The organism is Pseudomonas sp. GD03875, from assembly GCF_029840585.1.
In the GTDB taxonomy this organism is placed as follows: Bacteria; Pseudomonadota; Gammaproteobacteria; order Pseudomonadales; family Pseudomonadaceae; genus Aquipseudomonas; species Aquipseudomonas paralcaligenes.
Map to the genome: position 1 here is coordinate 94,268 of NZ_JAOCCV010000018.1, position 10,573 is coordinate 104,840.

Here is a 10,573-nt window from a genome sequence, read left to right on the forward strand (position 1 = left end):
CGCTCACTCCATGTCAGGGGCAGTCCTGCTGGGCACTGCCGTCCCGGGTGGGGTCGCCGGTGCTCTGCGCCTCGACCCGCTGATCGTCCTTGGTGGACGGCAGGATGATTTCCGGCGGGCTGAACACCTCGCAGGTGCTGGGCGCCTTGCCGCTGCAACCGGCGGCGAGGCCGGCCAGACAGATTAACAGGATGCTGAACGTGCGCATGACCGTATTCCTTTCTCCGGGGTTCCTCTGCAAGGGACCGCGGAGCAAGGCGCTTGGTTTAGCTCCCGTGCCTACCTGGCGCGCTCTTCGAGCACGGCCACGGCCGGCAGCACCTTGCCCTCGACGAACTCGAGGAACGCGCCACCACCGGTGGAGATATAGCTGATGCGCTCGCCCACGCCGTATTTGTCGATGGCCGCCAGGGTGTCACCGCCACCGGCGATGGAGAAGGCCGGGCTCTCGGCGATGGCCTGGGCCAGCACCTGGGTGCCGTTGCCGAACTGGTCGAACTCGAACACGCCGACCGGGCCGTTCCACAGGATGGTCTTCGACGACTTCAGCAGCTCGGCGAACTGGGCGGCGGTCTGCGGGCCGATGTCGAGGATCATATCGTCGTCGGCCACGTCGGCGATGGCTTTCACGGTCGCCTCGGCGTCTTCGGCGAAGACCTTGGCCACCACCACGTCCACCGGCAGCGGCACGCTGACCTTGGCCGCGATGGCCTTGGCGGTGTCGACCAGGTCGGCCTCGTACAGCGACTTGCCGACCTTGTGCCCGGCGGCGGCGAGGAAGGTGTTGGCGATGCCGCCGCCGACGATCAGCTGGTCGCAGATCTGCGCCAGGCTGTTCAGCACGTCCAGCTTGGTGGACACCTTGGAGCCGGCGACGATGGCGGCCAGCGGGCGCTCGGGACTCTTCAGGGCCTTGCCCAGGGCGTCCAGCTCGGCGGCCAGCAGCGGGCCGGCGGCGGCCACCTTGGCGAACTTGGCCACGCCGTGGGTCGAGCCCTCGGCGCGGTGGGCGGTGCCGAAGGCGTCCATCACGAACACGTCGCACAGCGCGGCGTACTGCTGGGCCAGCTCGTCGGCGTTCTTCTTCTCGCCCTTGTTGAAGCGCACGTTCTCGAACAGCACGACGTCGCCGGCCTTGACCTCGACGCCCCCCAGGTAGTCCTTGACCAGCGGCACGTCGCGGCCCAGGGCCTTGGACAGGTAGGCGGCGACCGGCGCCAGGCTGTTCTCCTCGGAGAACTCGCCCTCGGTCGGGCGGCCCAGATGCGAGCAGACCATCACCGCCGCGCCCTTCTCCAGCGCCAGCCTGATGGTGGGCAGGGAGGCGAGGATGCGCGCATCGCTCTTCACCACACCGTCCTTCACCGGCACGTTGAGGTCTTCGCGGATCAGCACGCGCTTACCGGCGAGGTCGAGGTCGGTCATCGTCAGAACGGTCATGGTCGGTCCTTCAGGGCTGTTTGATTGGATTGGGTGGAGACGGCGAGGAAATGTTCCGCGACGTCGAGCATGCGGTTGGCGAAGCCCCATTCGTTGTCGAACCAGGCCAGCAGGTTGACCAGGCGCGGGCCGGAGACCCGGGTCTGGCTGCCGTCGACGATGGCCGAATGAGCGTCGTGGTTGAAGTCGCAGCTGGCGTGGGGCAGCTCGGTATACGCCAGCAGGCCCTTGAGCGGGCCGGCCTCGGCGGCCTGGCGCAGCACCGCGTTGATCTCGGCGGCCGAGGTGTCGCGGGCGGTCTGCAAGGTGATGTCCAGGCACGAGACGTTGACCGTCGGCACGCGGATGGCCTTGGCCTGAATGCGCCCGGCCAGCTCCGGCAGCAGGCGCTCGATGCCACGGGCCAGGCCCGTCGAAACAGGAATCACCGACTGGAAGGCCGAGCGCGTGCGGCGCAGGTCCTCGTGGTGATAGGCGTCGATCACCGGCTGGTCGTTCATCGCCGAGTGGATGGTGGTGATGGAAACGTATTCCAGGCCCACCGCCTCGTTCAGCAGCTTGAGCAGCGGCACGCCGCAGTTGGTGGTGCAGGAGGCGTTGGACACCAGCTTCTCGGCGCCGGTCAGGCACTGCTGGTTGACGCCGAACACCACGGTGGCGTCCACGTCCGCCTCGCTGGCCATCGGCTGGGAGAACAGCACCCGCGGTGCGCCGGCGGCCAGGAAGCGCTCGGCGTCGGCGCGGCTGTGGTAGACGCCGGAGCACTCCAGCACCAGGTCGATGTCCAGCGCGGCCCAGTCGATGGCCTCGGGCGTGCTCTGGCGCAGCACCTTCACGCAGTCGCCGTTGATGTGCAGGCAGTCGCCGTCGACGCTCACCTCGCCGGGGAAGCGGCCGTGGGTGGAGTCGAAGCGGGTCAGGTACTCGATGCTGGCCTGGTCGGCCAGATCGTTCAGCGCGACGATCTCGAAGCCGGCCGCGGCGCCGCGTTCATGCAGGGCACGCAGCACGCAGCGGCCGATGCGGCCGTATCCATTGAGGGCGACTGTGTACGGGCGGTTAGCCATGGCGGTCTCTATTCGGTCTCCCCTCTCCCACCGGGAGAGGGGCTGGGGCTGAGGGGCTTTCCCTCATCCGGCCTTGCGGGCCACCTTCTCCCAAAGGGCGAAGGACTCAGGCGTCGAGCAGCTCTTCGGCGGTTTCCAGGATGTTGGCGACAGTGAAGCCGAACTCCTCGAACAGCTGCGCGGCCGGTGCAGACTCACCGAAGGTAGTCATGCCGATGATGCGGCCTTCCAGGCCGACGTACTTGTACCAGTAGTCCGCGTGCGAGGCCTCGATGGCGATGCGCGCGCCGACCTGCAGCGGCAGCACGGCCTGCTTGTAGCCGGCGTCCTGCTGGTCGAACACACTGGTGGACGGCATGGAGACCACGCGCACCTTGCGGCCCTGCTCGGTCAGCTTGTCGTAGGCCTGCACGGCCAGGCCGACTTCCGAGCCAGTGGCGATCAGGATCAGCTCCGGCTCGCCGGCGCAGTCCTTGAGCACGTAGGCGCCACGGGCGATGTCGGCCAGCTGCTGGGCGTCGCGCGCCTGGTGCGGCAGGTTCTGCCGGCTGAACACCAGTGCGGACGGGCCGTCGGCGCGCTCGATGGCGTGCTTCCAGGCCACCGCGGATTCCACCGCGTCGGCCGGGCGCCAGGTGTCCAGGTTCGGCGTGCCGCGCAGGCTGGCCAGCTGTTCGATCGGCTGGTGGGTCGGGCCGTCCTCGCCGAGACCGATGGAGTCGTGGGTGAACACATAGAGCACGCGCTGCTTCATCAGTGCGGACATGCGCACGGCGTTGCGCGCGTACTCCATGAAGATCAGGAAGGTGGCGCCGTAGGGGATGAAGCCGCCGTGCAGGGCGATGCCGTTCATGATCGCGCTCATGCCGAACTCGCGCACGCCGTAGAACATATAGTTGCCGGCGGCGTCATCGGCGGCCACGCCCTTGCAGCCCTTCCACAGGGTCAGGTTGGAGCCGGCCAGGTCGGCGGAGCCGCCGAGCAGCTCCGGCAGCAGCGGGCCGAAGGCGTTCAGCGCATTCTGGCTGGCCTTGCGGCTGGCGATGGTCTCGCCCTTCTCGGCCACGTCACGCACGTAGGCGGCCGCCTTCTCGGCGAAGTCGGCGGGCAGCTCGCCGGCGATGCGGCGCTTGAACTCGGCGGCCAGCTCCGGGTGGGCGGCGGCGTAGGCAGCGAACTTGTCGTTCCAGGCGGCCTCGCGGGCGGCGCCGGCTTCCGTGGCGTCCCATTCGGCGCGGATCTCGGCCGGAATCTCGAAGGAGCCATGGTTCCAGTTCAGCGCGGCGCGGGTGGCGGCGATCTCGTCGTTGCCCAGCGGGGCGCCGTGGCACTCTTCCTTGCCCTGCTTGTTCGGCGAACCGAAGCCGATCACGGTCTTGCAGCAGATCAGGGTCGGCCGGTCGGCGGTCTTGCGTGCGGTTTCGATGGCGGTCCGAATCTCGTCGGCGTCGTGGCCGTCGACGTTGCGGATCACCTGCCAGCCGTAGGCCTCGAAGCGCGCCGGGGTGTCGTCGGTGAACCAGCCGTGGACCTCGCCGTCGATGGAGATGCCGTTGTCGTCGTAGAAGGCGACCAGCTTGCCCAGGCCCAGGGTGCCGGCCAGGGAGCAGACTTCATGGCTGATGCCTTCCATCATGCAGCCGTCGCCGAGGAAGGCGTAGGTGTAGTGGTCGACCACCTCATGGCCCGGGCGGTTGAACTGGGCGCCCAGCACCTTCTCGGCGATGGCGAAGCCGACGGCGTTGGCGATACCCTGGCCGAGCGGGCCGGTGGTGGTCTCGACGCCCGGGGTGTAGCCGTATTCCGGGTGACCCGGGGTACGGCTGTGCAGCTGGCGGAAGTTCTTCAGGTCATCGATGGACAGGTCGTAGCCGGTCAGGTGCAGCAGCGAGTAGATCAGCATCGAGCCGTGGCCGTTGGACAGCACGAAGCGGTCGCGGTCGGCCCAGTTCGGGTTGCTCGGGTTGTGCTGCAGATAGTCGCGCCACAGGACCTCGGCGATGTCCGCCATGCCCATGGGGGCACCGGGGTGGCCGCTGTTGGCTTTCTGCACAGCATCCATGCTGAGGGCACGAATGGCATTGGCACGCTCACGACGGCTGGGCATCGCTAATCTCCTGCGGGGGCTGGTCACGGTAAAAAGGCGCGTATTTTCGCCCAGCAGGCGCCGCGGGGGCAATGACAGATGATCGCCCCCGACGACCCGCCCCCTATTCACCGCGTATATATTGCTCCAGCTGCTGGATCAGGCTGGCCTGGTCGGCCATGGCCTGCTTGACCAGGTCGCCGATCGACAGCATGCCGATCAGCTCGCCCTCGGCCACCACCGGCAGGTGGCGCAGGCGGCGGTCGGTCATCAGCTGCAGGCAGTGCTGCACGCTGTCCTTCGGGCCGATGGTGATCACCTCGGCGGTCATGATGTCGCCGACCTTGGCCTCGAAGGCCCCGCGCTCCATTTCCGCCAGCTTGCGCACGTAGTCGCGCTCGCTGACGATGCCCACCAGGCGCCCGCCGGCCAGCACCACCAGGGCGCCGATCTTCTTCTCGGCCAGCAGCTTGACCGCATCGAGCACCGAGGCCTCCGGCGCGATGTGGTGCACGTAGGCGCTGGGCTTGGTTCTGAGCAGTTCCGCAACGGTCTTCATCTTGTTGTCGCCTCCCCGGGCTATCGATTCTCCCCGCCGGGCACGGCCCCGGCAGAGCAAGGATAGCCCAGGGTCCGGCGCGGGTTCACACGCCGCGTTGCCGCAGTGGATCGGCCCTGGCGGCGTCAGTCCTGGCGCTGCAGCTCGGCCAGCATGGCCTGCCAGTCGTCGATGTGGCGCTGCAGGCCGGCGCGCAGCTGCGCGTCGTCGGTGTCGGCCAGGATGTGGCGCAGCAGCGCCAGGTAGTCGCGGGCGTCGGCCAGCCGCTGCTCGCGGCCCGCCGGCTGGCTACCGGCCGGGGTCTCGCTGGCCGCCGGCGGCGCGGGCGGGCGGCTATCCCGGTCGCTGGCGCAGCCGCCGAGCAGGCAGGCACAGAGCAGGATGGAGAGACAAGGGCGAGCCATGGCGAAGCTCCTCGCAAGGGTATCGGGTGCTTCACTATCGGAGGGCAGCGTTCGCGGATCGTTCTCAGGCCGGCGGCAAACGCAGGCTGGCCCTCACCCCTCCAGGCACATTGGCCAGGGTCAGTCCGCCGCCGTGCAGCAGCGCCACCTCCTGCACGAAGTTGAGGCCGAGTCCGGTGCTCTTGCGCCCGCTGGCCGGGCGCGGCAGGGAATAGAAGCGCTCGGTCAGGCGCGGCAGGGCGTAGTCGGGAATCGCCTCGCCCTGGTTGAACAGGCTCAGCTCGACGCCCGCCGCACCCGTCTCGGCGGCGAAACGCAGCTCGCCGCCCGGCGGGGTGAAATCGAGGGCGTTGTCCAGCAGGTTGGCCAGCGCCTGGCGCAGCAAGAAGCGCTCGCCCGCCACCGCCAGGCCGACGGGCACGCCGTTGACCACCCGCAGCCCGGCGGCCTGGATGCGCGCGGCCTGGCCCTGCAGCAACTCCTCGACCAGCGCGTGCACATCCACCGGCACCCGCTCCTCCAGCCCCTGGCGCTGCTCCACCAGGGCCAGGTTGAGCAGGCGCTCGATCAACTGCTGCAGGCGCGCGCCCTCGCCGGCGATGTTGGCGACGAAGCGCTGGCGCTGCTCGGCCGGCATCTCGCCCTCGAGCAGCTCGGCGGCGCCGCGGATCGCCGCCAGCGGGCTCTTCAGTTCGTGGGTCAGGGTGTGCACGTACTGCTCGACGTAGGCCTTGCCCTCCAGCTCGGTGCGCATCTTCTGCACCGCCTGGGCCAGCTGGGTCAGCTCGCCGCCGCGCAGGGCCGGCAGCTCGGCGCGGCGCCCTTGGCTGACCGCCTGGGCGTAGCGGGTCAGCTTGCGCAGCGAGCCGCTGAGCCACCAGGACAGCACCCCGCCGATCAGCAAGCCGAGGACGATCAGCCCGGCGCCGAGCCAGCCCAGCCGGCGCTGGGAGCGCTCGATGTAGGGCTGCAGCGACTTGTTCGGCTTGGCCACCGAGACCACGCCGATGATGTTCTCGCCGTCGCGGATCGGCGCCGCCACGTACATCACCGAGCTGTCCTCGTCGGCCGGGTCCTCGCGAGTCGAGCGGGCGCCGTACTCGCCGCGCAGGGTCAGGATCACGTCGTTCCAGCGCGAATAGTCCTGGCCGACCGCGCTGCCGCTGGAGTCGAGCAGGACGACGCCGCGGGCGTCGGTGACGTAGATGCGGTGGTTGACCGCGCTCTTCTCCACGCCCCAGATCTGCGCCTGGGGCTGGCGCTGGCCGTAGGCCTTGAGCAGCTCGGGCCAGTGGCTCTGCTGCAGGCGGTTGTGCTTCACGTCCTCGCGCAGGACCTCGGCCAGCAGGTTGGCGGTGTCCACCAGGGTTTCCTCGGTGGACTGGCGCACCCCGGGGCGGATCTCATCCATCACCGTGCTGAGCACGAACCAACCGGCCAGGCCGACGAACAGGAAGTACACCAGGAAGATGCGGACGCCTAGCGGCATGGGCGCGCTCCCGGCTGGAGCGAGAAGGGACTGGGCAACGAGAGGTCTTCCCTGCGAACGGTGATGGCGGCCCGCCGAACGGTCGGGGCGGGTGTCGCGGGCGCTCCACGGCGCTGGCAGAATAGCCCCGCGGTCATGGCCGACGCGCCCCCGGGCGCCTGGATGCGAACGACAAGGCCAGCATACCGCACAACACGACCGGATCTGCCCAACTCGCGAAGAGCCCGCGCCCTAGTGGCCGGGAAACCACATGGATGCCGCCACTCCCGCCGCGCCGCTGCAGCTGAACCTGCTCGGCGGCTTCGCCGTCGCCTGGCGCGACCAGCCGCTGGACGGCTTCAACTACGACAAGATGCGCGCCCTGCTCGCCTACCTGGCCCTGGAGCACACGCGCGAACACAGCCGCGAGACCCTCGCCGCCCTGCTCTGGGAATCCAGCCCCAGCGACACCTGGCGCGGCAACCTGCGGCGCACCCTGTCCGACCTGCGCCGGGTGCTGGAAGCGCCCACCGGCCTCGACCTGTTCGCCGCCACCAAGAACAGCCTGCGCCTGCGCCCCGCCGGCCTGATCGACGCGCTGCGCTTCCGTCAGGCACCACAGCGCTGCACCAGCCACCCGGCCTGCCAGCAGTGCCCGAGCTGCATCGAGGAGCTGGAGAGCGCCGTCGCCCTGTACCGCGGCGACTTCCTCGCCGGCCTCGACCTGCCCGACTGCCCCGACTTCGAGGACTGGCTGCTGCTGCAACGCGAGTCCCTGCGCTGCCACGCCCTGGCGCTGCTGGAACACCTGAGCAACCTGTTCGAGCAGCGCGGCGAACTGCAGCGCGCGCTGCCCCACGCCCGCCGCCTGGTCGAACTGGACCCCTGGCAGGAAAGCGGCCAGCTGCGCCTGATGCGGCTGCTGGCGCAGAACGGGCAGCACGCGGCGGCACTGTCCCAGTACGAGAGCTTCCGCAACCAGCTGTGGAAGGAACTGGGCGTGCACCCGAGCAAGGACTGCCAGGCCCTGCACCAGCGCATCCGCGAGGGCGGACTGCGTGCCGAGATGCCGCTGGCCGAGGCCTGCGCCGTGGCCGTGCCGCCGCCACCGGCCGAGCGGCGCCAGGTCACCGTGCTCTACTGCGAGATATCCATCCCCGGCTGCGCCGACCCGGAAGAAGCGCTGGAACGCCTGGAAGCGCCCCAGGCCCAGTGCCTGCAGGTGATCCGCGCCCACGGCGGGCACGTGGCCCAGGCCCTCGGCGGCGGCCTGCTGGCCTACTTCGGCTACCCGCGCGCCCGCGAGAACGCCGCGCGCCTGGCCGTGCAGGCCGCCCTCGCCCTGCCCCAGGCCTGCGCCCCGGCCCAGGTGCGCTGCGGCGTGCACACCGGGCTGATCGTCACCGCGCCGGGCCAGCACCTGCCGGACGCCACCGGCGTCACCTCCGACATCGCCGTGCAGGTGCGCCAGCACGCCGGCTACCAGCAGGTGGCGCTGAGCGCCGCCACCCACCGCCTGATCGAAGGCTACTTCCGCTGCCTGCCGATGCCCGGCAACCTGCCCGGCGCCGGCGCGCTGTATCAGGCCGAGGAAGCCAGCGGCGTGCGCCACCGGCTCGCCGCACAACCGCAGCTCACCCCGCTGGTCGGCCGCGACGCCGAACTCGACCACCTGCTCGACGCCTGGCGCCGGGTACGCGAGGCGCGCACGAGCGCCTGCGTGCTGCTGCGCGCCGACCCCGGCGTGGGCAAGTCGCGCCTGTTCCATGAACTGAGCAGGCGCCTCAGCGCCAGCCACCCCGCCCAGCAGGTCGCCCTGCGCTGCCTGGAGCCACACGCCAGCGACCCGTTCTTCCCGGTAGCAGAGCTGATCGCCCACCTCTGCGCCTTCGTGCCGCGCAGCAGCCCCGAACAGCGCTACCACAAGCTGGACGGCGTGCTGCAGCGTCTGTTCGCGCTGGACGCCGAGGGTCGCGACCTGATCGCCGATCTGCTCGGCCTGCCGCTGCCGGCAGGCTCGACGGTGACCGGCATGCAGCGGGAGACCTGGCGCGCGCGCATGCTCGAGACCCTGCTGACCATCGTCCGCGCCGGCCGCAGCCAGCCGCTGCTGCTGGTGATCGAGGACGTGCACTGGGCCGACGCCTCCACCCTGCAACTGATCGAACGCCTGCTCCGCGAGCCGGAACGGCGGCCGATGCTGTTGTTGCTCAGCGCGCGCCCCGAATTCCCCGCCCGGGCGCTGGAGGAACTCAGCGCCCACGGCCTGGAGCTGCCGCACCTGAGCCCGGACATGGCCCGGGCGCTGGTCGAGAGCCTGCCCCAGCGGCTCGGCGAAGCGCAGCTGCGCCAGGTGCTGGCGCTGGCCGACGGGGTGCCGCTGTTCATCGAGGAACTGGTGCGCTGGGTGGCCGAGAGCGGCGACCAGGGCGCCATCCCTCTGACCCTCAACGACCTGCTGATGGCGCGCATCGACCAGCTCGGCGAGGCCCGCACCACCGCCCAGCTCGCCGCCTGCATCGGCCGCGAATTCCACCTGGAACTGATCCAGGCCCTGCACCCGCAGAGCCCGGAGCGGCTGGAGCACGACCTCGACGCCCTGCTCCGCGCCGGCCTGATCGAGCCGGGCAGCCAGGCCAGCCTGCGCCAGTTCAAGCACGCCCTGGTCCACCAGGCCGCCTACCAGGCGCAACCTCGGGCGCAGCGCCGGCAGACCCACGCGCGCATCGCCGAGGCCCTGCAGACGCTGTTCCCGGCGCGCTGCCAGCACGCCCCGGCGCAGCTGGCCCACCACCTGAGCGAGGCCGGGCAGCACGAACAGGCCCTGCCGCTGTGGCGCCAGGCGGGCGAGAACGCCCAGCGCTTCTCCGCCAACCGCGAGGCCGCCGACCACCTGCAACGTGCCCTGGGCTGCCTCGCACAACTGCCGGCCTCGGCCTGGCGCGACGGCGAGGAACTGGGCCTGCAACTGGCGCTGGGCGCGGCCCTCAACTCGTCGGCCGGCTACGGCGCGGCGAGCACCCGCGCGGCCTTCTACCGCGCCCTGGAACTGGGCCAGTTGCTGCAGCAGCCGGAGGCGTCGTTCCGCGCCCTGGTGGGCGTCTGGGGCTGCTGCGACTCGTTCGACAAAGCCACCGTGCTCGGCCAGCAGGTGCTGGCCGCCGCCGAACAGAGCGGGCAGCTGCCGCTGCGCCTGCTCGGCCACATGTGCCACCTCGGCGGCGCCTTCTGGAGCCGGCCGCTGGCCGAGTCGCGGGCCATCGCCGAGACCATCGTCACCCTGTGCGACCCGGCCACGCGCCAGGCCTGCGTGGTCGGTTTCGGCGAGGACCCGCTGGTCCATAGCCGCGCCTACCTGTGCCTGGGCCTCTGGGTGGAGGGCTTCCCGGCCCGCGCCCGGCGGCTGTGCGCCGAACTGCTGGACGACGTGCGCGCCCACGGCTCGGCCAACGCCATCTGCCACGCCCTGGTGTTCGCCTGCATGCTGCACTGCCTGCTGGACGACGCGGCGGCGGTGGCCGCCATGGCCGAGGAAACCCTGCTGCACAG

At 70.5% G+C, this 10,573-nt stretch carries 8 protein-coding genes; 1 reads left to right on the forward strand and 7 read right to left on the reverse strand.

The window, feature by feature from the left end; translation table 11 throughout:
- Window positions 1-13: 13 nt before the first annotated feature.
- The 7 genes from N5D30_RS16620 to creC form a co-directional block, all read right to left on the reverse strand.
- Complete coding sequence (locus N5D30_RS16620) at window positions 14-208, reverse strand: hypothetical protein (protein WP_220813746.1); 195 nt, start codon at window positions 206-208, stop codon at window positions 14-16.
- 71 nt (window positions 209-279) lie between these two features.
- A complete protein-coding gene (locus N5D30_RS16625; protein WP_279909825.1) occupies window positions 280-1,440 on the reverse strand; it encodes a phosphoglycerate kinase in 1,161 nt (386 codons plus the stop codon).
- Complete coding sequence (gene epd / locus N5D30_RS16630; RefSeq protein WP_279909826.1) at window positions 1,437-2,507, reverse strand: erythrose-4-phosphate dehydrogenase; 1,071 nt, start codon at window positions 2,505-2,507, stop codon at window positions 1,437-1,439. Before epd ends, N5D30_RS16625 begins: the two co-directional genes overlap by 4 nt.
- Before the next feature lie 106 nt (window positions 2,508-2,613).
- The gene (gene tkt / locus N5D30_RS16635) at window positions 2,614-4,614 is read right to left on the reverse strand and encodes a transketolase (protein WP_279909827.1); all 2,001 of its coding nucleotides are present in this window, start codon (window positions 4,612-4,614) and stop codon (window positions 2,614-2,616) included.
- 103 nt (window positions 4,615-4,717) lie between these two features.
- Window positions 4,718-5,152, reverse strand: coding sequence for a CBS domain-containing protein (locus N5D30_RS16640; RefSeq protein WP_220813742.1), 435 nt, complete (start codon window positions 5,150-5,152; stop codon window positions 4,718-4,720).
- Between the two features lie 125 nt (window positions 5,153-5,277).
- Window positions 5,278-5,556 (reverse strand): hypothetical protein, encoded by a 279-nt coding sequence (locus N5D30_RS16645; protein ID WP_279909828.1) that lies wholly within the window; start codon window positions 5,554-5,556, stop codon window positions 5,278-5,280.
- 64 nt (window positions 5,557-5,620) lie between these two features.
- The gene (creC, locus tag N5D30_RS16650; protein WP_279909829.1) at window positions 5,621-7,045 is read right to left on the reverse strand and encodes a two-component system sensor histidine kinase CreC; all 1,425 of its coding nucleotides are present in this window, start codon (window positions 7,043-7,045) and stop codon (window positions 5,621-5,623) included.
- Window positions 7,046-7,295: 250 nt separating this feature from the next.
- On the opposite strand from creC, the gene N5D30_RS16655 reads away from it, so the two are divergent.
- On the forward strand, window positions 7,296-10,573 hold a 3,278-nt coding region (locus N5D30_RS16655), incomplete at its 3' end, for an AAA family ATPase (protein ID WP_279909830.1).